General features: G+C 69.7%; 15 protein-coding genes and 3 pseudogenes. 8 read left to right on the top strand and 10 right to left on the bottom strand.

What is annotated here, in order from left to right:
• Nucleotides 1-91: 91 nt before the first annotated feature.
• The 3 genes and pseudogenes from OM076_RS41010 to OM076_RS47055 all read left to right on the top strand — a co-directional run.
• Nucleotides 92-2,491, top strand: coding sequence for a hypothetical protein (locus OM076_RS41010; protein WP_270045993.1), 2,400 nt, complete (start codon nt 92-94; stop codon nt 2,489-2,491).
• Between the two features lie 80 nt (nt 2,492-2,571).
• A complete protein-coding gene (locus OM076_RS41005) occupies nt 2,572-3,498 on the top strand; it encodes an NADP-dependent oxidoreductase (RefSeq protein WP_270045992.1) in 927 nt (308 codons plus the stop codon).
• A 38-nt stretch (nt 3,499-3,536) separates the two neighbouring features.
• Nucleotides 3,537-3,776: pseudogene (locus OM076_RS47055) on the top strand (LysR substrate-binding domain-containing protein); the annotation flags it as partial.
• A 114-nt stretch (nt 3,777-3,890) separates the two neighbouring features.
• Here OM076_RS47055 and OM076_RS41000 read toward each other — a convergent pair.
• The 4 genes and pseudogenes from OM076_RS41000 to OM076_RS47050 form a co-directional block, all read right to left on the bottom strand.
• On the bottom strand, nt 3,891-4,448 hold the full coding sequence (locus tag OM076_RS41000; protein WP_270045991.1) for a beta/alpha barrel domain-containing protein: 558 nt from the start codon (nt 4,446-4,448) through the stop codon (nt 3,891-3,893).
• A 186-nt stretch (nt 4,449-4,634) separates the two neighbouring features.
• Nucleotides 4,635-5,267 carry a toll/interleukin-1 receptor domain-containing protein gene (locus OM076_RS40995; RefSeq protein WP_372518140.1) on the bottom strand — a complete coding sequence of 211 codons (633 nt, stop codon included), beginning with the start codon at nt 5,265-5,267 and terminating at the stop codon, nt 4,635-4,637.
• Nucleotides 5,268-5,282: 15 nt separating this feature from the next.
• A pseudogene (locus OM076_RS40990) lies at nt 5,283-5,540 on the bottom strand (adenylate/guanylate cyclase domain-containing protein); the annotation flags it as partial.
• A 362-nt stretch (nt 5,541-5,902) separates the two neighbouring features.
• A pseudogene (locus tag OM076_RS47050) lies at nt 5,903-6,562 on the bottom strand (AfsR/SARP family transcriptional regulator); the annotation flags it as partial.
• A gap of 405 nt (nt 6,563-6,967) precedes the next feature.
• On the opposite strand from OM076_RS47050, the gene OM076_RS40980 reads away from it, so the two are divergent.
• Nucleotides 6,968-8,626, top strand: coding sequence for a calcium-binding protein (locus OM076_RS40980; protein WP_270045989.1), 1,659 nt, complete (start codon nt 6,968-6,970; stop codon nt 8,624-8,626).
• A 145-nt stretch (nt 8,627-8,771) separates the two neighbouring features.
• Here the strand turns inward: OM076_RS40980 and OM076_RS40975 are convergent, their stop codons facing one another.
• From OM076_RS40975 to OM076_RS40965, 3 genes are read right to left on the bottom strand one after another with little or no spacing between them, the layout of a single operon-like run.
• Nucleotides 8,772-9,173, bottom strand: coding sequence for a TIGR03618 family F420-dependent PPOX class oxidoreductase (locus OM076_RS40975; RefSeq protein ID WP_270045988.1), 402 nt, complete (start codon nt 9,171-9,173; stop codon nt 8,772-8,774).
• 43 nt (nt 9,174-9,216) lie between these two features.
• Nucleotides 9,217-10,131: an NAD-dependent epimerase/dehydratase family protein gene (locus OM076_RS40970; RefSeq protein ID WP_270045987.1), complete on the bottom strand. Its 915-nt coding sequence runs from the start codon at nt 10,129-10,131 to the stop codon at nt 9,217-9,219.
• Between the two features lie 48 nt (nt 10,132-10,179).
• Nucleotides 10,180-12,918 carry a helix-turn-helix transcriptional regulator gene (locus tag OM076_RS40965; RefSeq protein ID WP_270045986.1) on the bottom strand — a complete coding sequence of 913 codons (2,739 nt, stop codon included), beginning with the start codon at nt 12,916-12,918 and terminating at the stop codon, nt 10,180-10,182.
• 35 nt (nt 12,919-12,953) lie between these two features.
• Between OM076_RS40965 and OM076_RS40960 the strand changes: the two genes are divergently transcribed.
• On the top strand, nt 12,954-15,014 hold the full coding sequence (locus tag OM076_RS40960; protein ID WP_270045985.1) for a GAF domain-containing protein: 2,061 nt from the start codon (nt 12,954-12,956) through the stop codon (nt 15,012-15,014).
• A 616-nt stretch (nt 15,015-15,630) separates the two neighbouring features.
• Here the strand turns inward: OM076_RS40960 and OM076_RS40955 are convergent.
• Nucleotides 15,631-16,401 (bottom strand): alpha/beta fold hydrolase, encoded by a 771-nt coding sequence (locus OM076_RS40955; RefSeq protein WP_270045984.1) that lies wholly within the window; start codon nt 16,399-16,401, stop codon nt 15,631-15,633.
• Between the two features lie 1,412 nt (nt 16,402-17,813).
• Here OM076_RS40955 and OM076_RS40950 point away from each other — a divergent pair.
• Together OM076_RS40950 and OM076_RS40945 are read left to right on the top strand one after the other, a co-directional pair.
• Nucleotides 17,814-18,671, top strand: coding sequence for a hypothetical protein (locus tag OM076_RS40950; RefSeq protein WP_270045983.1), 858 nt, complete (start codon nt 17,814-17,816; stop codon nt 18,669-18,671).
• 448 nt (nt 18,672-19,119) lie between these two features.
• Nucleotides 19,120-20,751: a hypothetical protein gene (locus tag OM076_RS40945; RefSeq protein ID WP_270045982.1), complete on the top strand. Its 1,632-nt coding sequence runs from the start codon at nt 19,120-19,122 to the stop codon at nt 20,749-20,751.
• Between the two features lie 102 nt (nt 20,752-20,853).
• On the opposite strand, the gene OM076_RS40940 is transcribed toward OM076_RS40945, so the two are convergent.
• The gene (locus tag OM076_RS40940) at nt 20,854-22,185 is read right to left on the bottom strand and encodes a prolyl oligopeptidase family serine peptidase (RefSeq protein WP_270045981.1); all 1,332 of its coding nucleotides are present in this window, start codon (nt 22,183-22,185) and stop codon (nt 20,854-20,856) included.
• A gap of 269 nt (nt 22,186-22,454) precedes the next feature.
• Here OM076_RS40940 and OM076_RS40935 point away from each other — a divergent pair, with 269 nt between their 5' ends.
• Nucleotides 22,455-24,998, top strand: a complete 2,544-nt coding sequence (locus OM076_RS40935) for a GAF domain-containing protein (protein ID WP_270045980.1) — start codon at nt 22,455-22,457, stop codon at nt 24,996-24,998.
• Nucleotides 24,999-25,460: 462 nt separating this feature from the next.
• Here OM076_RS40935 and OM076_RS40930 read toward each other — a convergent pair whose 3' ends face one another.
• Nucleotides 25,461-25,958, bottom strand: coding sequence for a DUF2510 domain-containing protein (locus OM076_RS40930; RefSeq protein WP_270045979.1), 498 nt, complete (start codon nt 25,956-25,958; stop codon nt 25,461-25,463).
• Nucleotides 25,959-26,221 lie beyond the last annotated feature (263 nt).

The following is a 26,221-nucleotide window of genomic DNA, read 5'->3' as shown; positions in this document are numbered from 1 at the left end:
TCCTGCAGTGACATCGAGCTCAGTCGCGGCAGTATGTAGACCCTGATCACTGAACTTGACTTGCACGCGCTGCGGGGCGTAGCGTCGGTCCATGAGCGATACCGAGGCGACGCTTGAGCGTGCTGACCAAGGGATGCTTGACCACGTCGGCGGCTGGGGTCGCACCAAGCGGTCCGGCGGCGCGCGACGGCGCTGGCTGCTCTACGGGGTGCGCGAGGAACCGACGCCGGGCTACACCGGGCTCTACGAGGCGCCTCACGACGGCATCGGCGTCTGCTGTTCCGGCGGCGGGATCCGATCCGCGGCGTTCAATCTCGGCGCGCTGCAGGTCGTCCTCGCGGACACGCAGACCCGAGGGGACGTCAAGTACCTGTCCGCGGTGTCGGGTGGCTCGTACATCGCGGCGGCCTTCTGCATGATCGCCAAGCGCTGGAGTGGGACGCCCAACGCCGACGACTCCGATCCCAGACTGGTCACGGATCACGCCCCGCCGTTTCATCCCGGTTCGCCGGAGGAGCTGTACCTGCGCAACCACCTCGGCTATCTCGCGCCGGACGGCACGGCGAAGCTCTATCTCGGGCTGCGCATGGTCGCCGGCCTGACGGTGAACGTCCTGCTGATCGGGCTTCCCGTGCTGATCCTCGGGCTCGTGGCCGGTCTCCTGGCCAACGGTCCGTATCAGCACCTGGAGGACGGTACGTTCCACCTTCCGCTCGGGCCGTTGCTCGCGGTCGTCTCCGTGGCTGGGCTCTCGCTGACGCTCGCGATGCTCGATGTACTCTGGCGGCCGAAGAAGGAGCGTCTGAGGGCGTTCGCTCGAACCTGGGAGGTCCGCCTGTTCGTGCTCGCCTGCGCCTTGGCCACGTTGTTCATCGTGGTACCTGCGCTCGCCGCCTGGGCCGCCTCCTTGGGGACCGACAACTCGGCGACCAGCGCGGTGCAGGGCTCGATCGGAACCGCCCTCTCGTCGATGGGCGCGCTCGCGCTTGCCGCGATCTCGCACGTCCGCGGCCAGGTGAAGGACAAGCAGAAAGCGCTCGCAAACGCTGAGCGCAAGCTCGGGAAATACGCCAAGCCCGTACGCGACGCAGTGATCGCGGTCGTCGTGACGCTCGCCGGCCCGATTCTGCTGCTCGCGATCGCGGTGCTCGGCGTCCTGGTCGCGGTCGGCGATACGGCGACCGGCCAGACCGTGCTCATCCTCGCCGCGATCGCGCGCATCGCGATGTGGATCAGCATCGACCTCACGACCGTGTCGCTCCATCCGTTCTACCGCCGCAGGCTCTCCACGGCCTTCGCACTGCGCCGCGTGTGGCACGACGAGAACGGCGACGAGGCGCGAGCGCCGTCGGAGGACGACCAGGTCGAAGCGAACGGGAAGGCGATCGCTGAAGAGCGGCCGTTTGACACGATGGTCGAGCTGTCTGAGTCGCACATCGCACCGCCTGAGCCGGATGCCGACCCCGCCAAGTCGTTGTCCCGCTGGCCCATGTTGATCGTCTGCGCGGCGGCCAACGTGTCCGACCCCGGAGCAACGCCTCCCGGCCGCGCCGTGGCGAGCTTCACCTTCAGTCCGACGGCCGTCGGAGGCCCGCTGACCGGCGCGACAGAGACCAAGGTCTACGAGCAGTTGGGACGCAATCGCCGGCGCGATGTCACCCTCCCCGCCGCGGTGGCGATGTCGGGAGCCGCGTTGTCTCCGTCAATGGGCAAGCTGACCTACCGCCCGCTCAGCTTCCTGCTCGCGCTGGCGAACATCAGGCTCGGCGTCTGGGTCCCCAACCCGCGCCATGTCAACGAGGAGAACAAGAAGACCGGCGGCGACAAGATCGAGTCGCTGGCACCGCGCGGCCGCGACAAGGTGAGCCTCAGGCACCGGCCGCGTCCGGAGTATCTCTGGAAGGAGTTGTGGGGCCGCAACCGGCTCGACGACAAGTTCCTCTATGTCAGCGACGGCGGGCACTACGAGAACCTCGGCCTGGTCGAGCTGCTGCGCCGCGGATGCCGGACGATCTACTGCTTCGACGCCGGCGGCGGCTCCACGACCAACGCGCTCGGTGACGCGATCGCGCTCGCCCGCACCGAACTGAACATCGAGATCGACATGGACGAGCACACGAAGCTGCTCGCCGAGAGCAAGACGCCGCCGCTGCGCGCCAAGGCGGCGTGTGCGAAGGGCACGGTGCGCTACCCCCGCGATGCCACACCTGGGCGCCTGATCTACGTCCGCAGCGTCGTCACCGAAGACTCGCCCTGGGACCTCGCCAACTACCAGGAGGAAGACGGAGTCTTTCCCCACCACAGCACGTTGGACCAGTTCTTCGATGACCGGAGGTTCGAGGCCTACCGGCGACTGGGCGGATGCGCCGCGAACAGTGCACTGGCGATCGCAACCGCCGAAGCCGCGACGACGAACGGCGCCGCGCGGGTCGAGCAGGCGAAGCGGGACGGCGCGACGGGCACGGTCACGCTCGAGGCCGACGAGCGGTAGCCGCGCGTCTCGATGGTCCGTAAAGAGCGGACCTTCCGGCCGAGCCGCGTCCTCTCGCCCGCGTTCTAGCGTGACGGACCATGTCCCAGCTCCCGACTTCCATGCGCGCGTTGCGCGCCGCCGCAGCGGGCGGTCCCGAACAGCTTGCCGTCGACACGGCGCCGGTCCCACCGATCGGCACCGGTGACGTACTCGTGCGAGTCCACGCCGCCGGATACACGCCCGGCGAACTTGATTGGCCGTCGACGTGGGAGGATCGGCTCGGCCGCCCGCGGACGCCGACGATCCCGAGCCACGAGGTGTCTGGAACGGTCGCCGCGGTCGGCTTCGGTGTCGCCGAGCTCGCCGTCGGCGACGAGGTCTTCGGGCTGACCGACTGGTACCGGGACGGAGCCGCGGCGGAGTTCATCGCCGTCGAGGCCCGCAACCTCGCCCGCAAGCCGGAGGGCGCCGACCACGTCGCCACCGCCACGCTCCCGCTGTCCGGGCTGACGGCGTGGCAGGGGCTGTTCACTCACGGCGGCCTGTCGGCCGGCCAGTCCGTGATCGTGCACGGCGCCGGCGGCGGTGTCGGGGCGCTGGCCGTCCAACTCGCCCATCTCGCGGGCGCCCATGTGACTGCAACCGGCCGCGCGAGCGTGCGTGGCTTGGCGACCGACCTCGGCGCCGACACGTTCTTCGACCTGGAAGCGGACGATCTCGGCGAACTCCCCCGCACCGACGTCGTGTTCGACACCGTCGGCGGCGAGGCCCTGGCCCGTACCAAGGCGGGCAGCAGGGTGGTCTCGATCGTGGAGCAGCCCCCGGAGGCCGTCGGCGACCAGGGTGTCTACTTCGTCGTCGAGCCGGACCGGGCCGGCCTCGCGGAACTCGCACGCAAGGTCGACGCGGGCGAGCTGACGGCGATCGTCGGCCACCGGTGCCCGCTCGATGACGCCGCCGGGCTGATCCAGCGCAAGCATCGCGGGGAACTCCCCGGGAAGATCGTGATCTCGCTGATCGACTGACGACTCGCCCCAGCCTGCCCGTTGGTCGCACCCAGGGCATGTACTACACACGCGAACGCGCTCTTCGCGCTTGGGTCCGCCCGCTCGCGCTTCACGCAGCGGGGGTGACCCGCACCGTCACCTACGAGCTCAACGACACCGCGACCATGCTCGAGTTCATCCGCCACGGACTCGCCGTCGGGCTGCTACCGCGATCGTTCGTCGAGACCACCGCTGAGATCGTGTGCGTCCCGATCCGCGACTACCCACCGCAATTCCAAATGGCGATCGCCATCCCCGCCAACCGCCGCTACCTGCGCGATGCTGCACACGATCACCAGCCACACCGGCGCCTGACCGGGAGCGGGTGCGCCGGACGCGGTCGGCGATCACCTGGCGAACCCGGGCGCGGCTTATGCCGGAGCAGCGCCCTCCTCGAACCCCGCGAGCAGTGCCGTGTGCAGCCGCCGCCGTCCGAGGCCGGCCATACGCTGGTCGTCCACGGGCGTCTCGTCGCGCCACGTATCGCCGGGGTCGTCGACGAGTCCGTCCGTCTGTCTCGCGAGCGTGTCAGGTCGCTCGTCGCTGCGAGCAATCTGAATGACGACGCGCCGTGGCTCCTCCCCGGCCGCTAGCTGCTCGGTGACCTGGAGGTGGACGGCGACCCGTTCGAGCGCCCCTGCTTCGACCAGCGTGCGAACGACGTGCTCGAGCAGCGGGCCGCGCACCGCGCCCGCGAGCCATTCGGAGGAGATGTGCCTCGCGTCCGACAGCAACCGCGCCTCGTTGAGTGCGCCGCGATGCTCCGCGGCGCCGGCGATCCTCCGAGCCGGCCGCCGAAGCGGAGCGAGCAGCGGTGTGTTCGAGCCGGCCTTCGCCGCCCAGAGGCTCAGTGCGGCGGCATCGCGAGTGCAGGTCACTAGCGCGCCGGTGATGCCGAGCCCGACGTGCCGCGTGTGCGCACGGTCCATGTGCCCAGCATCCAGGCGGGCGGGTCAGGACGCTTCACCCGGTCGGGATGAAACGCCGCCCGCTTGGCACAAACCACACGCGTGCGGCTTCGACCCATCCATCTGCGACGCGGTTCGAGCCTCGACTCTCAGGTCGTCATGGCGTCGCTGGCGATCCTGCAGCGCTCAAGATCGAGTCGAGCTCGGCTAGACGCGCCGATTGGGTATTTCAATCAGCGCGGCCAGCAGCCGGCTGTATCCGCCTCGGCGATACAGGTCGACCCAGTGCAATCGCTTCAGACGCTCGGGAACATCGCACTCTTCGAGCCTGACCGGGATCACGAAGATGGCGTCTTCGGGCTGCTCGTCGGCTACGTCGAGGACATCCCGGATCTCTCTCTGGACGTATCCGGCCTTCGTCACGGAGTCCTTGGACAAGCACACCAGTACGACGTCCGCTCTGCGAACGGCCCTTCGTATGGCACGAGCCCAATCTTCGCCGGGGATCAGCTCCTGTTCATCCAGCCATGTCTGTAGGCCGTCACGGCTCAGACGCCGTCTGAGGCGGCGGATCGCGGGTTTGTCGTTGGACGAATGGCAGAGAAACACCAGGACGCGCGGCTCTGCAGTCGCAGGTGCCATCTCCTTGCGACGGAGTCCCACCTCTCGATTTTGGGGCGGTCGAGGCTTGGGGGCGGTGGTCGGATGCGGCGACTCGTGTTCGCTCACGTCGGGCACGCTTCGCGAATCGGCGGCAAGAGCCGGCGGCTCGGCGTGTTGGTCTCCCGAGGAGCGCGCTGGAGGGACGATCTCGCTGAGGAGCCAGGTGCCTGAGTCCACGCGCGTGACGCGGATCGATTCGACGGCGTGCCGGCGGGTCGCTTCGCTGAGCAAGATCTGGCCGTCACCCGCGGTGCTCGCGAGGCCAACGGCGCCGTCGAGGGGGTGGCCGAACAGCGACATTTCCTTGTCCACGTTCTCGGCGATGACCTCCCCCGCGTCGAGCCCGATCCGCAACTCGAGCGTGCCGGGTCTCGCAAGCATGAGTTTCTGGATTGCGTTACGCAGGTCGACCGCGGCATTGACCGCGCGGAACGCGTCGTCCTCGTCGGAGACGGGGAGCCCAACAGACCGAGTAGCTGGAACCCGAGGCCAACGTGAAAACGACCGCGGTGGCTCACGATGATCTGGCCGGCCTCGTGTCGGGCGAGCGTCATCAGGCGCCGGGCTACCTCGGGATCGGTGTCGTTGGAGCCGCCGAGGCTGCGAAGCGTCACGACCAGTACCGCGACCGAGCGGCGGACGACCGGCGGCGTGGTCACGCCCGCCGCGGGCCCCCGGGAATCCGCCACCGGGGCCGGCACCGCCACCAGGGGCTCCTTCGCCGGCTCGACGTCCAGCGCCGGGTCCTGCTGGCGAATGAGCTGCCCCAGCGCCCGCAACTCGCGGCCCGGCTCGAGCCCGAGCTCAGCGACAAGCAGATCGCGCGTCGTCTGATACGCGGCCAGGGCGTCGGCCTGGCGCCCGCTGCGATAGAGGGCGAGGATCAACTGTCCCGCGATTCGCTCACGCGTCGGACGGGCGGCCAGCAGCTGCTGCAACTCGGGGATCAGCGCGACGTGCCGACCACAGGCGAGATCGGCGTCGACACGAGCTTCCAGCGCGATCAGCCGCTGTTCCTCCAAGCCGGCGATCGCCTGCTGGGCGAACGGCTCGAAGACCAACTCGGCGAGTGCCGGTCCGCGCCACAGGTTCAGCGCCTCGCGCAGCACGGCGGCCGCGCGCTCGGGCTCCCCGGCGGCGAGCGCGTCGCGGCCGTTGGCCACCAGCGCGTTGAAGCGCTCGGAATCGAGCTCTCCCGGCTCGACCCGCAGGCGGTACCCGGCCGGGGTCGCGGCGACGATGTCCCCGGCACCGAGCGCCTTGCGCAGCCGCGAGACGTGCACTTGCACGGTCTTGATCGCTCGGCCCGGCGCCTCCTCCCCCCACAGCGCGAGCGCGAGCCGCTCGGCGCTCACCGGCTCATTGGCACGCAGCAGCAACAGCGCGAGAATCGCGCGTGGTTTGACCCCGCCAAGCGCCACGATGCCACGATCGTCGGCGACCTCAAGTGGCCCAAGAATTCGGAATTCCATGCTGGTGGAGCGGACGGTATCGGCGTTCGCTCCGCAAACCCAACTCGGTCGCACCTCGACCACCGCAGGAATCCGGTCCACGAGGTCGACCGCTCTCCCGAAGGCCTTCAATCTACTCAGGTTCAGATCATTGCAGCGTCGCGATCGGCCGCGCTCCCCCGCTCCGCGCACCTGCATGCGGTGCATTGATCAGTGTTCCTTGACTTTTGGGGCGCCGTGGGCTTGGGTGTGCTCATGGGTGTCGAGCGGCTCGCGGGCGTGACGTGTCTGGCCGCGCTTGCCCTCTGCGCGTCCGCCGGGGCGAACGCGTCGGAATCGACGGAGCCGCTCGGGTCACAGACGGCCACGGCTGAGGCGGCTAGAACGCCGACGCCGACGGCGACGCCGGTCCAAGACGAGCCACCCGTGCCAACGGTGCTGCCGGTTCCCACCGAGGCGCCTGGCTCGACGCTCACCCCCACGCCGTCGCCCGACGCGACTCCGAGCGCGGCCCCGAGTGCGGCGAGCATCGCGACGCCGGTCGCGACGTCAGAGTCGGCTGCCGCGCTCGAGGTGACGCCGACGGCGGGGCAGGATGCGCACGCGGCCGAGGAAGGGAGCGTCGAGCCGGCTCCCGCGGCGGTCCCAGCGAGCGCCACGGCCGCGCCGACGATGACGGTTGACACGGTGGCGTCCGCGCCGGCGTCGAAGCCAGTGCGTAGTGCGCGCGTGTCGCCCTCGCGTCAAGCGACGCCGACGCCGGTTGCGCCGAGCGCGTGCGCCACGCCGGCGGAGACCATCGATATCCCAGGCGTCGGCGTGATTCAGACCGGGCCGGTTGACGGTGTGTGCCGGTTGACGTCGGCCGGGTGCACGATCCTGGGCACCGACGGCGATGACGTCTTGACCGGCAGCCCGTTCGACGACGTCATCTGTGGCTTCGGCGGAAACGACCGGATCGACGGTGCAGGCGGGGACGACGTACTGATCGGCGGCGAGGGCGACGACGTCCTGACCGGCGCCGCGGGCCAGGATTGCATGATCGGCGGCCCCGGCGCCGACCGCGCCGAGAACAACCGGAACGAATTCCCTGAGGTGGAGTCCAGCAGTCGCCGCACGCTGGACACCGGCGAGAGCGTTCAGTACTACGGCGTGTACAGCCTCGCACCCAGGTACTACTGCGTGGCGCAGCGCCACGGTGCCCTGGTGTCTTATCCGCCGGGAGCCCCGGCGGTCGCCCCGGGACCGAGCGGGTGCGCGGCGCCGGTCGAGACGCAGGATCCGGGCATCGAGCTACGGACGCCGTCCGCGGACGGCAGCTGCCGGCTCTCGTCGGCCGCGTGCACGCTCATCGGGACCGACGGCGACGACGACCTCACCGGCACTCCCGGCGATGACATCATCTGTGGCATGGGCGGCGATGATCGCATCGACGGCGGTGGTGGGAACGACGTCCTCCTCGGCGGTGCCGGCGACGATGTCATCGCCGGCGGCAAAGGCACCCACGACTGCATGGTCGGCGGACCGGGCCGCGACACGGCATCGGACAACACGGAGCGCGAGACCTCGGAGATGGAGACCTCGAGCATCATTCAGCTCCCGCCTCCCTTGTACGTAGAGTTGATCAACGACTTCGGTGTCATCTTTGACGCCAACGGGCGCTGCGTCGACAAACTGCGGCGGTCTGTCGGCGGCCCGCGCCTCACGGATGGAGAACTGCCGCGGCCGACGTCGCCGACCCACGCCGCGCGGGCAACGGCTGCGGCTGCGGCGAGCCCGCCCGCCGCACCGCTGCGGCTCAAGCTTCCCCGCAAACACCGCCTCAGGGTTCGCCGCGACGCGGTGCGAGTGCGCGTGACGTGCCCAGCCACCACCCCCGTCGAGTTGGTCCTGGTCGCGGACGCGCTTCGCATCGCACACAAACGCTTCACCTGCACCCCGCCCGGCACCACGACCCGCGTGAAGCTCAATGCCTACGGCCGAAAGCTCCTCGCCCGCCACGACCGAATGCACGGCCGGATCCTGATCCACATCACCGGAAACACGCTCGCCGAACCGATACTGCTCGTCACCCACAACGACTGACGTCCCGCGCGGCTCCAAGCGCAAGCTCACGGCCACCGTGGCGATCACCGTCACGTCGGCGGGCAGCGTTCCGTTGGTCACCCGTCATCGCGCCGTGCTGCGCGCACCCAAGCCCAAGCGATAGACCGTCACCCGCGCCATCGGGCTAGTGGCCGAGCTGGTGGGTGAGCTTCTCGACGACGACTGTGGCGGCGTAGCGGGCGGTTCCCGAAGGCTCGACGTCGACGTGGGAGCCCGCGTACTTGAGCGCGATCGTGCGTTCCAGCGCGAGTTCGGGGTCCGGCACGAGAGCGTCGACGTGTCCGCGCAACTCGACGTACCACGTGGGGTCTGCCGGGTTGGCGACAACGACCGAGAGGCGAGGATCGCGGCGGAGGTTGCGGAGCTTCTGTCGGCCCTCCACGAGGCTGAAGTGGAGCGCACCATCCTTCCAGAGGAACCACTGCGGGGTGGTCTGAGGGGCACCCGTGGGACCAATCGTCGAGATGAAGGCGATCGCGGTCGACTCGAGCAGTGGGATCAGCTGAGGGGGGACGCTCGGAGGCACGAGACCCAAGGCTAGAGCCACACGCGGCGCGCCGCCTGGGAGCTCACACGAGGCTTGCGGCAAAGCCTTCCCGCCAGCTCGCGTGCCGTGGTCGCCATCCGAGTTCGCGCTTGGCCTTTGCGTTCGTCGCCCCGCGCAGCGCCATCACCAGGTCCTCGGGTGGCGGCAGCGTTTCCGCCGGCGCGGGCGGATCGGCGCCAAGGGCCCGCGCAAAGACGGGCAGCCACTCCGGCTGCGGCGCCGGCTCGTCGTCGACGATGTTGTAGATCCCCGGCGCACCCTGTTCGAGCGCCGCGACCGCCGCTGACGCGGCATCTTCGACGTGCAGCCAGCTGTACATACCGGTGGCACCGTCCACGAGCGGCACGCGAGCCGCGATGACATCGGCCGCCGTGGAGCCGCGGCGGTCGTGGTAGGTGCCAGGGCCGTAGAGCATGCCGTAACGCAGCACCAGACCCTCGATACCGGCTGTCCCCGTGACCAGCTGCTCGAGCTCGGCGACCGCCGCGACCGCGCCGCCGAATGGCGCTGGTGCGTCGGTGAACAGCGCTGCGTCCTCGTGCTTGACGCGGTCGCCCGTCGGCGCGTACGCGAACGCGATGCTTTGCGCAACCATGCGGGTGGCGCCGGTGACAATCGCCGCATCGACAAGGATCCGGGTCCCCTCGGTCCGCACGCGGTTGTTGGCGTCGAACACGCTCGGATCGCTCCAGTCGAGGCGCGCCGGCAGCGCGGTGAGTTGGTGGACGACCGCGTCGGGCGCGGCGGCGCGCATGGCCGCCAGAACCCCGTCGGCCTCGAACACGTCGCAGACGACCGGGTCGGCGCCGACCGCCTCGAGCTGTGCGGCACGCAGCACTGAGCGGGTCATCGCCGTCACCTGGTGCCCCGCCTTCAAGAGCTGTGGCACCAGCGGGCTACCGATCACGCCCGTCGCGCCAGCCAAGAACACCCGCATCGTCCTATGCCTCCGGTCATCGTCGGTCGAGGGTCGAGAGACCACGCGCTAGGCAGGCTGCTCCGCGAGTGCGGCTCGAAGCTCCTTGCGGGTGTTGACGTCGAGCTTGCGGAAGACCTTGTGCAGGTGGTACTCGACGGTGCGCGGGCTGATGAACAGCTGGGCGCCGATCTCCGGGTTGGTGTGGCCGTCGCGGGCCAACCGCGCGACCTGGACTTCCTGGGGCGTCAGGACGTCGCGGGTGTCCGCGGTGACCCGGCGCACCGTCTCGCCGGTGGCGCGCAGCTCGCGGCGGGCGCGCTCGGCGAACCCCTCGGCGCCCATGTGGCTGAAGCTGTCGTGGGCGGCGCGCAGGAGCTCGCGCGCGTCCGTGCGGCGGTTCTCGCGACGCAGCCACTCGCCGTAGAGAAGCCGGCTGCGGGCGAGCTCGAGTGCCGCGCGGCTGCGCGCGAGCCGTTCGATCGACTCGCGGTAGAGCACCTCGTCGTCGCTGACCAGGGCGCGGCAGCGAGCTTCGATCCCGAGGGCCCATTCGGTGCCGCTCGCTTGCGTGCGTTCGCTGAGGCGGTCCAGCGCTGCGGCGGCCTCGTCGGGCCGGCCGACGCGGACGCCGGCCTCGATCTGCTCCACCAAAGCCCAGCCGTACGCCATGACGTCCTCGTGCTCACAGGCCCGCTGCGCATCCGCGAGCGCCTCGCCGTAGCGGCCGTCGGCGTTGTGGCGCAACGCGGTCAGCCACAAGATCAGTCCAAGCCCCGAGCCCTCGCCGCGCTCCATCCCGTTCCGCCACGCGTCTTCGAAGAGCGCCTGCGCCTCCTCGCCGCGCGATGCGGCCAGCATCAGAGATGCGTACTTGAGCGGCGGGAGCCCGGTCGCCTCGGTGATCGCGTCGACCTCGTCGATCAGCGCTGCAGCGGTGGCGAACGCTCCGGAATGGACGTGAAGGGCGGCGAGGTAGTTCGCCATGACCGCGAGCAGGCTGAGTGCGCCGGCGTCGCGAGCGAGGCGCGCGCCGCGGGTCGCGAGCACATCCCAGAGCTCGTCGTCCCAGAGGTCTTGCGCGAGCCGGCACGCCAGCCACAACCAGCGCCGGTCCGCTTTGCCGCCGTCGGACTCGCCGAACGCGCGCAGGGCCTGCGAGAGCGGCGACACCGACGCCGCGTAGCCTTCGGTGAACCTCGTCACGAGGGCGTCGAGGAGCGCCTCGGCGGCACCGGAGACGTACACCGGGTTCGTTGCCCGCGCGACCTCGGCCACCTCGCGCTCGTCCGGGCCGGTGCCGAGGCGCCCGGCGAACATCGCCGCCGCCATCGCGTCGAGATAGGTCTCGCGGGCCATGGCGGCGTCCAAGGGCTCGAGCCGCTTGGCCGCCTGGAGCAGTAACGGCGGCGCGTCGCGCCCGCGCCGGCGAGCGAACACGATCTGCGCGATCAACCGCTCCAGCCGCGCACGCTGGAGCTCGTCGAGCGGGCCGAGCTTGGCCGCCGCGATCAGTTCGTAGGCGGCCCCCGGGTCAGCGACGTCGAGCTTCGCTTGTGCCGCGTCGAGCGCGCGCTCCACGCGTCGTCCAGGGTCGGGCGTCAGCTCGGCCGCCCGCTCGAGAAACGCGGCGGCTGCCGCCAGGCCGCCACGACGCTGCGCACGATCGGCCGAGTGCACCATCTCGGCGGCCACTGCCTCGTCCGCCGTCGCCGTCGCGTGCGCACGATGCCAGGCGCGACGGTCGGGATCGAGGACCGGGTCGGTCGAATCGGCGAGCGCGCGGTGCACGTCGCGGCGGTCGCCCGGGGCCGACGCGCCGTAGACCGCCGAGCGGACGAGCGGATGCGGGAAGCGCACGCGGGCGCCGAGCTCGATCAATCTGGCGCCCTCGGCGCGCCGCGCGGCGTCGTCGCCGATCCCGAGCCGCCCGGCGGCGCGCCACAGCAGGCTCGCATCGCCCAGCGGCTCGGCCGCGGCCGTCAGAAGCAGCAGCTGCGAGTCGCGCGGCAGCGACTGGACGCGCTGCAGGAACGTGCGCTCGATGCGGCTCGCCAGAGGGCGCGCGTCGGCGAGCCCGAACCCGCCCGCAAGCTCCGCCGGCGTCAATCCACGCGGCAGCTCGATCAGCGCGAGCGGGTTGCCACCGGCCTCGCCGAGGATCCGCTCCTGTACCCGCTCATCGAGCGGCCCCGGAAACGCCGCGTCCAGCAGCACGCGCGCGTCCTCGGCGGCCAGCCCTGCGACCACGAGCTCCGGCAACCCCTCGAACTCGTGTTGAAGGCCGGACTCGCGCAGCCCGAACACCAATCCGACGCGCTCGGCCAACAGCCGGCGCCCGACGAACGCGAGCGTCTGCGCAGAGACCTGGTCGAGCCACTGCGCGTCGTCGACGATGCACACCAGGGGCTGCTCCTCGGCGGTGTCGGCCAGCAGGCTCAGGGCCGCCAGCCCGACCAGGAAACGTGCCGGCGGAGGTCCGACGCTCAGGCCGAAGGCCGTGTTCAGCGCTTCGCGCTGCGGGCCTGGGAGATGCCCGAGACGGCCGAGCATCGGCGCGCAGAGCGCGTGCAGGCCGGCGAACGGGAGCTCCATCTCCGACTCGACCCCGACTGCGCGGGCGATTCGACAGCCGGACGCCGACGCCGCCAGATGCTCCAGCAGGGCGGTCTTGCCGGCGCCCGCCTCGCCGCGGAGGACCAGCACCCGGCTCTGACCCGCTCGGAGCCCGGTGACGAGCCGAGCCAGCACCTCACACTCACTCCGACGACCGAGCAGACCCGACGGCGGGAGACCGATGATGGTCATGCGCGACTCATTATCGCGCGCACCGCACGGAGCGCGTGCTCTTCCGGCACATCGGATCCGTTTCGCCGGTGATCGGCTGCTCGGGTATCGCATGTGCGGCCAGCGATCATGATGTTCACATGATGCGGCCGACCCACCGGCGGCTGACCGGATGGATCGTGAGTGCGACGCTGGTCGCGGCGGTGAGTGGCGTGCTCGAGCTGCTGGAGAGTGACCCTTCGGCCTCGACCGTCGCGGTGCTCTACCTGTTCGCGGTGATTCCGGTCGCCATCGTGTGGGGCACGGCATTTGGCGTGCTGGTCGCGGTGGCCAGCACGCTGACGTACGACTACCTCTTCGTGCCTCCGAAGTATTCGCTCGTGCCCACCGATCCGCGCGACTGGCTGCGACTGACCGGGTTCTTGGCGGCGGCGGTGGTGGTGAGCGAGCTGGCGGCGCGGTGGCGGGAGTCGGCGCGGCTCGCGGCGGAGCAGGCGGCGTTGCGGCGCGTTGCGACGTTGGTGGCTGAGGGAGCAGCGGCGGAAACGGTCTTCGCCGCAGTCGCCAACGAGGTGGCGCTGCTGCTCGAGGTCGATGGAGCGGCGGTTCTGCGCTTTGACTCTGACGGCGGTGCAACCGTCGTCGGCAGCTGGGGCAAGATGACCGAGGCGTTGCCGGTCGACCGCCGCTTGACGCTGGATGGAGACAGCGTGACCGCGTTGGTGTATCGGACTGCGCGGTCAGCCCGCTTTGATGACTACGAGCACGCCTCGGGCTCGATCGCGGCACGGGCAAGGACCGTTCGACTGCGTTCCGCGGTCGGAAGCCCGATCCTCGTCGACAGGGGTCTGTGGGGCGCGCTCGTGGCTGGAACGTGGCATTTGGACCGGCTGGCTGCGGATGCCGAGTCACGGGTCGCACAGTTCACCGAGCTGGTGGTGGCGGCGATCTCGAACGTCCAGGCACGATCAGAGGTTCAACGGCTGGCGGATGAGCAGGCCGCGCTCCGGCGCGTTGCAACGATCGTCGCACGCGAGTGTCCCCCGGAGGAGGTCTTCGCCAAGGTGGCCGAGGAGGTCGGGCGGCTGCTGAAGACAGACGCCGCCGTGGTCTGGCGCTACGAGCCCGGCGGAGGTGCCACGGTCGTCGGCAGTTGGGGCGAGCTGGGCGGCACGGTTCCTGTTGGCCGTCGCATCGAGCTCGATGGGGACAGCGTCACGGCGTTGGTTTATCGGACGAAGCGGCCCGCCCGCGTCGACGCGCACGAGCACGCGACGGGTTCGGTCGCCGCAGATGCACGAAGCTTGGGGTCGCGTTCCGCGGTGGGAACACCGATCATCGTCAACCAGCGCTTGTGGGGTTCGCTCGGGGTCGAATCCTCGCGGGCGGAGCCGATGCCTCTCGATGCGGAGTCGCGGATGACGGAGTTCACGGAGCTGGTGGCCACCGCGATCTCAAACGTCCAGGCGCGGTCGGAGCTGGCCGCGTCGCGCGCGCGGATCGTGGCCGGTGCCGACGATGAACGCCGGCGCGTCGTCCGCGATCTGCATGACGGAGCTCAGCAGCGCCTGGTCCACAGCATCATCACGCTGAAGCTGGCGAACCGCGCGGTCCAGAACGCGGACGACGACAGCGCTCTCGCGCTCATGGCCGAAGCGCTCATGCACACCGAGCGTGCGAACGCCGAGCTGCGCGAGCTCGCCCACGGCATCCTCCCATCGGCCCTCACCCAAGGTGGGCTGCGCGCCGGCGTGCGGGAGCTGGCGTCGCGGACGCGGGTACCGGTCGCGGTCGACGTGTCGGTCGACCGGCTTCCCGCCGCGATCGAGGCGACCGCCTACTTCGTCGTGGCCGAGGCTCTGACCAACGTCGCCAAGCACGCGCGCGCCGAACACGTGGAGGTGACGCTGCTGATCGAGGACGGCACGCTCGCGGTGCAAATCCGCGACGACGGCGTCGGAGGCGCCCGCACCGACGGGAGCGGTCTCACCGGGCTCGCGGACCGGCTCGCCGCCCTCGATGGCGAGCTCCGGATTGAGAGCCCGCCCGACGGGGGCACCGTGGTCGCGGCTGCCATCCCCGTCCCCGACACTCGCGGTCTTCCAGCCACCAATTGACGCGACAGCGGCGGGCGCGGCGCCGGCACGTCGCGCTCCCGGGGGTCCAGTCGACGCCGTGCGAACGATCAGCGGGCCGGGATGCGGTGGACCGCGAACCTTGCGGTGATGCTGAACGGACGACATTTCCTTGCCGTCGTCGCGGCGACCGCTGCCGGTGCGGCCGGCGTTGGGTGCCTCGTGGGAATCACCGCCGCCGAGCGGCTCGACAGGCCCACGACCGCCGAGCAGCCGCAGCCCAGCGGGCGCGAGAGGCCGCACCCGGCGCGCACACCCCGCCCGACTCCGATTGCCCCTCCCCGCTCAACTCCCGCTGCCAAGACCACTCCCCGCAAGCGGCCGCCCGCGTCTGGAGTCGATCCGCTCGGCCCGGACGGGCCGCTCGGCCCCAACGGACCGCTCGGTCCGAAGGGACCCCTCGGCCCCGACGGCCCCCTCGGCCGCAACCGACGTCCCCGTCCTCGCGGCAACCCCGCCGAGTCGCTCGGTCCGGACGGACCGCTCGGCCCGAACGGGCCCTTGGGTCCCAACGGCCCCCTTGGCCCCAATCGGATCCCTTGACTCGGTCGACTAAGCAGTGTCGGGTCGACGCCGAAGCCTGTCCACGCCGCGCGAGCTACGAGGGTGGGGCGTGTCGTGCCAGGAATCCGGCCAGGGCGCGGTTGAAGGCGGCCTCGGCCTCGAGATTCGGGAGATGCCCGACGCCGTCGATCACCACGAGTTCCGGGCGCTGGAGGTGCTCGACGATCTCGGCGGTCACCGTCGCGTTCGACCAAGGGTCGTCGGAGCCGGTGCACACGAAGGCGGGAAGGTCGAGCTGCCGGAGCCGGGAGCGGTAGTCGGGCCGCTCCGCCCGGCCGCGGAGGGCCGCCGCCGCTCCCTGAACCGGGGCGCCGGCCATCATCGCGTCAACCCGTTCGCGAACGGCCGGCGGACAGTGCGGGCCGTAGACGCCGGTGTGCATGTAGTCGATCAGGACCTGCATGCCGTCGCGCTCCACGAGGTCTGCCCGCTCGCGACGCTGGACGCGCTCGCCTGGACTCGCGGGCTCGACGGTGGTCGTCACCAGCCCGAGCGTCCAGTAGCGCTCGGGTTGCGCGGTCGCGAGCTCCATCGCCACGAGGCCGCCCATGCTGAGCCCGACGATCGCGGCCTCGTCGATGTCGAGATGCGCGAGCAGCTCCTCGACGTCCTCGGCGTACTCGCGCAGGCTGACGAGGTGCGGTGTCACGGGGCTCTCGCCGAAGCCGCGCAGATCGGGCGCCACAACCCGGAAGTCGCCGGCCAGGGCCTCGAGCTGCGGCTGCCAGAGGGTGCGGTCGAACGGATGCCCGTGGATCAGGACGACGCACGGACCGGCGCCAACATCGTCGTAAGCGAGTCGCATCCGCTGCAGACAGTACGCGGATGGTGCGATGGGCCAGGGAGGGATCGAAACTCCGCGCGTCGGATTATGAGTTGACCAAGAGCCGGTCGAGGGACGCCCGGCCGGGAGACTGGATCTCGTTGGGCGGAGTCGAGCTCGCGAAGTCTGACGATCCGAGAGTAGGCCGGAGCGGAGAGTCCACCCCAAGGCGGAGTTCGCGTGCTCAAGTTCTTGTGCGAGGTTCCCTATCCGCGGGATCTCGCCTACGCTGGCGCTTATCTTCGGACAGAGCTAGGCGTCGTTGACAGCTTCGAGCAACTCGAGCGCCCTCTCGATGTGCTCGGCGCGGCTATCGACCACCGGGTCGATACCCCGGAGGTCCTCGATCGCATCGCGCCGAATGTGTCGGCGTCATCACCGCACAGCGCACGCGCTGCGTCTTGGTAGGCGATCGCGGCTTCATCGTCGTAGCCGTCGACTAGGAGCGCGAGACCGAGGTTGCAGCGCGCGTCCACAAGCTCGTCGTTCAATTCAAGTGCGCGACGTCAAGCCTCGACCGACGCCGACAATTCGCCGACGATGTAGAGACACCAGCCAAGAGTGGCCGCCACCTCGGCATTGGTCGGGAAGAGCTCGGTCGCGCGACGGGCGGCGTGCGTGGCTTCGCGCGGCTGCTGAGTTGCGTCCGGGTGCCCTGCGTTTGTTCATGGCTCCCCTTCGCCGAGTTCCTGACCGCACAGGAGGGCTTGCGTCATGACGGTGACCTGCGCACGGACCCTGCGGTCTGGACGGACGTCCAACGCATAGAGACGCCCAGTCCCGAAACGGCAGGAGAGAATTGGCCAGCCCGTCGGCGCACGGCGAATCCTGCGGCGACCATCATCGGCGGGCTTCGGCACGTCGGCAGCGCAGCAGCCTGGGCATCGCCACCGAGGACTTGTCCATCGAAGTGGATGCCCTTAGCGTGACCCACATGCGCGCGGCAGTGCGATTTGCGTGTTTGGGACTTGTCGGAGTCGCCTTCGCCTGTGGTGGTTCCTCTGGCGAGGGCGGCGATGCCGCCGAGCAAGACTCGACAACGACGGCGAGCGACACGCCGGTTCCCGAGCGGACGAAGACGGCGACTGCGACCGCGACGCACGATGGCAACCACACGAGCACCCCGACCCCGACTCCGACTGAGAGCCCGCAGCCCACCCGCATACACACACCAGGCCCGCAGGTCACGGAGGACCCGAGCGCCACAGGGACCGAAACCGCCACGGCGACGGAAACGCCAACCGCAACGGCGACGATGTCGCCCACGCCGACGACCACGTCGACACCCGCCCCCAGCGCGAGCACCACCCGACCCGCTCCGGGCGACAGCGATCCGTAGAACGGTGGCGCGCGCCCACAGGCGTCTCGATCAAAGGCGCGCTGCACAGACCGCCGTGCCGTTCGATCAGACCTCAACTTGGAAGGTCGTCGCCGCACTCCTAGGCCAGACTGCGGTGCTGACCGGGCTGCTGGTCTATTTCGGCTGGATGCGGTCCCAGACGACCTACCGGCACTTTGGCCTTGACGCCAAGCTGATGGGCGTCTCGTCAACGGATCTGGTGCTGACCAGCGTCGACTCGGCCTACACCCCGCTGCTGCTGCTGGGCTTCGTCGTCTTCGCCGGGACGGTCGTGCACACGGCCGTTGCGAAAGGCCGACTTCGCGGCGCCAAGCTGCGCGCTCGCGCAGCCATGATCGGCTCGGCGCTCGTCGTCGTCGGAACCATTTCGACGATGTCGGATTGGTTCGCCCATCGAGTCGGGACGATCGTCCCGGACAACCCGGGTCTGGCGTTCGCATGGCTGCCGACCTCGCTCCTCATCGGGTTTTCGTTGCTGGCGTACGTGTCTGCGACGGCGCCGACGACGGGCGGCGACAGTTGGCTGCGTGGTGGGCCGGCCACATCCTTCGCGCTGGTTGGGCTCGCCTTGCTGGCGCTGTTCTGGACGGTGTCACTGCTCGCCGTCCGCGACGGACGCGCGCGCTACCGCGACATCGAGCGCCGCGACGCCGCCTTGTCGGAGGTCGCCGTGCTCTCGCACGACGACCTCGTGATCGAAGGGCCTCGCGTCATCTACACCGACCTCAAGCTGCCGGACGCCCGGTACCGGCATCACTACGCCGGGCTGCGGCTGCTCGGCTACGGCAACGGCAAGTACTTCCTGCTGCCGCTCGGCTGGCGACGTGGCATCGACCGCGTCTACACGGTCCCCGACCAGCCCGATGTCCGCGTGGAAATCATCGCGCACTGAACAGCGCGTACTACGTCTCAGCAGACGCGTTCTACAACAACGGGCAGACCTCCGGGAGCCTGCACGGAACCCCGTTTGTGGACCCCGCCGTCGCAACCTGTTGACTGCGCAGCGCCCGCCGGGACGAGGTCCGGCGGACGCGAACCGCAGTTGCGGGGCTCAGACCGCCAGCCCTCTCAACGCTCTACGCGGGTCCTCGTCCTGCGAGCAATCGGTTGACTTGAGCGGGGCCGCTCAATGCGAACGACCGTGAGTCGATGATCACCGATCGCTATCGAGCGCCGTCGAACTGCTTGGCCACACGCAGCCGTCCGTACGGGTCGGAGGCATCTACGCACTCGAGCGGATCCTGGACCCGAACGGACACAGCACTTTCCCGTGATCGGTGTCGTTTCTTACGCGCTGCCCTGTGGGATGATCGCTCTAACTTCGATTTCATGGAGCCCACATGGATGCCTATGTCGATTTGCGACTCGCGCCCTACAACGTGGTCGCCAACAACCCCGCCAAGGGGTCGGACAACACGGCTGGCATCAATGCCGCGATCAGCGCCTGTTCCGGTACCCGAGCGCGGCTCGTGCTGCCACAGGGCGCGATCTACGTGGACCAAGCAGACGGCACCAAGAACTGGTCGATCAAGTTTGGTCCCGGCGTCTCAGACCTCACACTCGCCGGTCAAGGTCGCTTCGCGACCAGGATCATCCAGCAAGGCGTCGGCGACAGTGGGGACTGGCACGCGCTGATGCTCGACGGCGCAGCCCGGATCGAACTCACGGATTTCGGGGTCTCGACGGGCACGATCACCAACCCCGATCCGGGTGACGAGGTGCACCTGATCAGCGTGGTGAGCGTGTCCGGCACACCGACCACGGACATCTTCGGTCATCGGTTGTACTTCGGACAATGCATCGGTGACCAGCTTCGCTTTCTCGGCGCCGGAGCGCCAGTCACCGACTGCCGGTTCACGGGGCTGCTCATGCACGGCGCCGGCATCGGACGTGGCGCGCGGAGCGGTATCGCGCTTCAGCGGGGCTTCTCGAGGATCGAGATCTCGGATTTCTATATCGACGGAAGCAAGAACAGCCCGATCGACATGGAGCCGACCGGCACGGACCCAGGCACGATGGAGCATCTGAGCATTCACCACGGCGTCTGTGACAATTCGTTGGGGCGAACGTCGGTCGCGTTCTCGATCGGCGGCCTGAGCCACGGGCCGCGCGTCGCGCACATGCGCGTGGCGGACGTACTGGTGCTCGCGGGGCGCGTGAACATCCTCTCCACCGACGATCTTCACGTCGATCGACTCACCGTGCTCTCGTCGGAGGCATACCCGGCCGACGTTCACGGGCCGACCGTGGCGGTGCGCCAGATCAACAACGATCTCGTGCTGTCGAACCTGCACCTGGAACGGACCGGGACGAGCGCGAAGGGCAACGTGCTGGACATCTCCAATGCAGGCAACAGCACGTTCATCGACGGCGGGCTGTTCCTGGCCGGCGTCACCGGTTACCCGATCTACGTCGCGGACAGCCGCAACCTGCGCGTCCGATCGCCGCGGATCCGGTACGAGGCCGCGTCGCCGGCGGGCAAATCGGCGTTGGCCGTGACCGCGCTCAACCGCGACGCCGACGACGTCCAGATCGATGGGCTGGAGGTCGTGAGCACGACGGGGCCGCTCAGGGCCGCGATCGACCTCGCATCACGTGGAGCGCACTCGATGGCCAACGTCCGCGTCGGCGGTGTGAGCTGCGCCGGGGCGGCAGCGAGCGGCGTCTATCTCTCCCGCGGCGAGGGATCACGGCTGGACAAGACGCCGCTGCTCACTGCGATTGACAACGGCTCGGGCAGGACGTGGAAGCAGGTCGACCAGAACGACACCGCGATCACGACGCTCTTCCCGATCATCAGCGGCAACCCGGGCGGAATCTGCACCTTCGAGGGTGAAGCAGCGCCGGAGTCGGCCGTGTCAGCAATACAAGGATGCACCTGCATCTTCAGAGCGGGCGACTCCACGGGCACATATCGCAAGCAGACCGGCACCGGCGACACCGGGTGGTCACTCGTTCCAGCTGGTACCTAGCGACTGGCGCTGCCAACAGTCACGCGCGAGGATCGTCGCCGGCGAACGGCTCGCAGATGTCGTTACTCAGGAATCAGATCTCGTCCGCTGTCGCGCGCAGAGCTAACTCGCCCTCGTAGGTTCGCGGCGGCCGTGCCCGGGGCGGGCCGGGCCGGCGTTGTCGGCGTGTTGCGCGGCCATCCACTGCCAGATGTGCGTTCCGTTGATGGCCGGGTCGTTGCGGGCCACATAGATCCACGACCAGTGCCCGCTGAACTGGTGGCCGTTCCAGATGACATGGTCGTACAGGGTCATCACGGAACCGGGGATGAGCGCCTGGGCGTGGATCGTGTTGGGCTCGACCGGCACGGTCGGGTCGTCGCGCGAGGCGACGAGCCACGTCGGGGTGTCGATCGCCTGCAGTTGGGCGTCCGTGAGCAGCGGTGGACCGCCCGCCTGGAGCGACGCCACAACGCCACAGATCGGCACGGCCGCCGCGAACAGGTCACGGTAGACCGATGTGATCTCCATGGTCATGTAGCCGCCGTTGCTGCAGCCAGCCACATAGATGCGCTCGCGATCGATCCGGTTGCGGCGGACGAGCTCGTCGATGATCTCGCGGATCAACGGCGCGAAGCGCGGCCCGTCCTCGATCCAGTAGGAGGTGCTCTGCGGGGCGACGACGTACGCTCCGCCGAAGATCCGCTGCGCCTCCTGGGTCGCGAAGCCCAATGCTCCGCGGTTGGCCCGCAACGTCGTCTCGTTGTCGTAGTAGCCATCCGGCAGCAGGCCGCCCTCGCCACCACCGTGCAACCAGACGACGAGAGGGCGCCCACCGCGGCCGGCGCTATGGAAGCCGCGCCCGCGATCGGGCGAGTACAGCCGGTACTTCATCCCGGAGCCCGAGACGTGATAGCTGAAGGCATCCACCTCGGGATCCGACAGCTCTCCCTGCACAAACCGGCCGATCGTGACCGGGCGGCGATTGCGCAGACGCAGCGGCGCGGTCTGCGTGATCGTGTACACGAGGTCGAGTACGACATTGCGACCCTTGCCCAGGATGTAGCCGAGCGTGCCGCCGCCGACCTGGCCCTCGCCGTATGCCAGCTCGAGCACGATATTGCCCCAGTGGTCGAGCCGCGCGGCGGTCACCGGGCGATCGAGGTCGTACTCACTGAAGATCAGATCGCCGGCAGCGATCGGGATCGGGCTGGTCGCCTTCGCATGCACCCTGAAGGTGCCGGTCGTCAGGCTGGCCGGGTCGATCGGCCCGAGCCGGGCGGTCTCGAGCGTGACCGAGGTGACCTGCTCGCCACCGTCGAGCACGTTCGCGTTGAGCGTGAAACGCACGCCGCCGTTCGTCGGGCGCCGCGCGTAGGCGACGCCGGGCAACAACGTCCCGGCCGCAGCCGCGCCGGTGACGAGAAACGTGCGACGCGAAACAGGCGCCGTCATGTCCAACTCCTCCCTCTCAGCAGCCGTTCCACACTGCCCGCGGAAACGGCGTCCACCGGTGTATCGCAGATGCGAAGGCTTGTGCTGCCCGCCCCCGGCACGGTGTCCGATTCGCGACCCTCGCGACCGCGAGCGGAAGAACTCGACCCAGGCCGCCAACGCCAGATTGATCGTCACGCCGTGTGCCCGATCCTGGCGGCCTGACGGGCGTCACGCGTCTGACGGGGCGGCGCCTGGCCCGACCTCATAGACTGCCGCCGAAGGGTCGGATGCCAGAGTCCCTGATCGATCTCAGTGGCTTGCGGGTTGGAGCGGAGGCGCTCCTCGCTGCCGTGCTCGAGACGTGCGGACAGCCCTTCTGGATCGTTGATCACGAGGACGTGATCCGATTCGCCAATCCCGCCGCGGCCACCGCGCTCGGGTACGAGCGTACGGAAGATCTGGCCGGGCGCGCCCGGCACGCGACGATCCACCACCGGCATGTGGATGGAACGGTTTTCCCTGCCCGCGAGTGCCCGTTGCTGCGGCCGCTCGAGACCGGCGATGCGGTCCACAGCGAGCTCGACTGGTTCGTTCGCCGTGACGGCTCGATGCTGCCGGTCTCCTACGTGTCGGTAGCGCTCGAGACCCCGGAAGGGCGCGGCGCCGTTGTCGCCTTCACCGACATGGAGGAGCGCCGGCGTGCCGCGGACGAGCACGCGGCGCTGCGGCGGGTAGCGACGCTGGTCGCCGAGGCGGTGTCACCGAGCGAGCTGTCCGTCGCCGTGGTCGCGGAGGTCGGCGGGCTGCTGGACGCGGATCTCGCGGGGATGATCCGTTACGAGGCCGACGGGACTGTGACTGCAGTGGCGACCTGGGCTGCGGTCGGCCAGCACCCAGAGGTCCGCGGGCCGTGGTCGCTGGAGGGAGATCGGCTGGCCACGGCGATTGCACAGACGGCGCGGGCGGCCCGAGAGGACGACTGGGCCTGCGTCGCCGGGCCGATCGCCGCCTTCGTTCGTGAGCGGCTGGGAATCGATTCCTCCGTTGGGAGTCCGGTGGTGGTCGAAGGCCGAGTGTGGGGTGCGCTGTTCGTGCACTCGACTCGTGGCGCACCGCTTCCCGCGGACACCGAGGACCGCCTCGCCGAATTCACGGAGCTCGTGGCGACCGCGATCTCGAACAGCGAAGCACGGACCGAGGTCGCTCGACTCGCGAACGAGCAGGCCGCGCTCAGACGCGTAGCGACGCTCGTGGCGCGGGGCGTGCCGCCGAGTGACCTGTTCGATGCAGTCGCCGAGGAGGTCGCCGCCCTGCTCGGCGCGGATCTCGCGGGCATGATTCGCTACGAGAACGACGACACGGCGACGCCCGTGGCCACCTGGGCCGCGAACTGGCACTCCGAGGTCGTCAGCCCGCTCGCACTGCTGACCGGAGCCGGTCAACTGGCCGAGACGATCGCGAAGACGCGGCGGCCGGCGCGCAGCGACGGCGAAGACGGCGTCGCCGGCACAGTCGCAGCCTCGATTCGGAAAGCGCTCGATATCCGGTCGTCGGTCGGCAGCCCAATCGTCGTTCAGGGGCGGATATGGGGCGCGCTGTTCGTCCACGCGACGCACGCCGAGCCGCTCCCGCCGGACACCGAGAACCGGCTCCAGCACTTCACTGAATTGGTCGCTACAGCGATCGCCAACAGCGAGACGCGGACCGAGGTCGAGCGCTTGGCCAAGGAGCAGACGGGCCTGCGCCGCGTAGCGACGCAGGTGGCGCGCAAGGCACCGTCGCGCGAGGTGTTCGCGGCGGTCGGCGAGGAGATCGAACGGCTGCTCCACGTCGAGAACACAACGATCCTGCGCTATGGGGGCGACAAGACGGCTACGGTCGTCGCCGCGTCGAGCGAGTCGGACCTCGTCGTCGGCGACAACATCTCGCTCGAGGGCGAAAGCGTCAGCGCGCGCGTGCTGAGAACAAGACGTCCCGCTCGTCTCGACGACTACTCGCGTGCGAGCGGTGAGTTTGGAACGCGGCTACGCGAGGGGGGCGTCCGCTCCGCGGTTGGCGCGCCGATCGTGGTCGAGGGCAGGCTCTGGGGCGCAATCATCGCCTCCACGCGACAGGACGAACCGCTGCCAACCGAGGTCGAGTTTCGTGTCGCAGAGTTCACCGAGTTGCTCGCCACGGCGATCTCCAACGTCCAGGCGTGGGCGGACCTCGCCGCGTCTCGCGCCCGCATCGTGACCGCGGCCGATGAGGAACGGCGCCGCGTGGTCCGGGATCTTCACGACGGGGCCCAGCAGCGCCTCGTGCACACCGTCGTGGTGTTGAAGCTGGCAGAGCGCGAGTTCGTCCGCAACTCCGAGCAAGTTCCGATCCTGGTACGCGAGGCGCTCGAGCACGCGCAGCGCGCCACCGACGAGCTGCGCGAGCTCTCACATGGGATCCTCCCCGAGGCTCTCACGCACGGCGGGCTCGACGCAGGCCTCCACGAGCTTGCCTCACGGACGCAGGTGCCCATCGACCTCGACGTCTGCGTCGATCGCCTGCCCGCAACCATCGAGGCGACGGCCTACTTCGTGGTTGCCGAGGCATTGACGAACGTCGCCAAGCACGCTCGCGCCCGCAAAGCTGCGGTCAGCGCTCGAGTCGAGGACGACACGCTTCGCGTCGAAGTACGCGACGACGGCATTGGCGGCGCACGGACCGGCGGCAGCGGGCTCGTCGGCCTGCGCGACCGGCTCGCCGCCCTGGGTGGCCGGCTCCGCGTCCACAGTCCCGATGGCCGCGGCACGCTCGTCGTGGCCCATATCCCCCTCCACAACCGCTTTGCGGATTGAGATCGCGGTCGGCACCGTGCGCAGCCGACTCAACGTCGCGCGCCGAGTGCTCGCCGTCCCGCTTTGACCGGGGCTCCTTCCGATGACGTGCCTCGCGCACGCGGTCGCTCTGTTCTCGAGGACAGCGTCAATTGAACCGCTCCGGGCCGGTTGGGCGGCACGCGGATCGGTCCTTCGATATGCGGCGACTGGAGGTGGTGCGCGCGCTCGTCGCGCGTCCGCCGCGACGACGGACGTTCTGGGCTTCGCGCTACGGCTCGATGGATGACCCGAGGCCGACGCTGCTCGCGTCGCGGGCTAGTCGCTCGACGACTGGCCGGCGGCGATCGTCACGACCCTCCTGATCGGCGGCTCCGCCGCCCTCGGCGACCGGCCGGTTCTCAAGCTCGCCCGCCAACGCTAGGCGCGTCGGCACGGCTTCCGCGCGAGCAATGCGTGATCAGCGCATCGTCGCGCGGGCGGTCACAGTGATCGCCCGCGCCTGCGCGGCTTCGCGGGGCGACGCGTGCCACTAGCGGCGCGCTCGCGCCAGACGTGATCGGTCCACGCACTTCCATCCCAGTAGCGGCGCGTCCCATCCGCGAGCGGGTACCACCCCGGCTCCGCGTCCTCAAGGGGCGGAGGCTCCGGGACGGCAGCCGGCGGCGCTTCCGGCTTCGCCGGGGTGTCCGGTGGCGTGCGCGACTCAGCCAGCGCTGCCGGCCGCGGCGCTTCCGGCTTCGACAGCGGTCCCGGCTCGGGATGAGAATCCGGAGTAGTCGCGGTCGGATCGGGCGACGATCTCCACCCACCCGCGAACAGCGTCCCCACGATCCCACCGAGACCGAATCCGGCGAGCGCCAGCGACGCCACGACGCCCGTCACCTCGGGCGCGACGACGGACCCCGTCACGCCTCCGGCCGCCGCGCCGGTCAGCGCGAGCGTGCCGATCGTGATCCATCTTCGCGATCCGTCAGTCATTCCTGCGCTCCCGGCAAATTGTGCATGCAGACGGGGTGCGGTGCGAGCGAGCCCCGATCTGGATGCGCGGATACGCGCCCGTTGCGAACTCGTGCCAGCCGCGCCGGCGGGTTCATGTGCCTCGCGCTCGCCGCCCAGTCAACCCTCGAATCGGGGCCAAGCGCCCGTGCCACTGGCCGAGTTGCACGTCCGTATCGACGTTAGTTCTCGGCGCGCTTGAAGTGCAACAGGCCGAGCTCGGTCGGAAAGACCTCGCCCGTGGC

Source organism: Solirubrobacter ginsenosidimutans (assembly GCF_027587205.1).
Note: the sequence above shows the minus strand (reverse complement) of the source record. Positions and strands in the feature narration are given on the sequence as shown.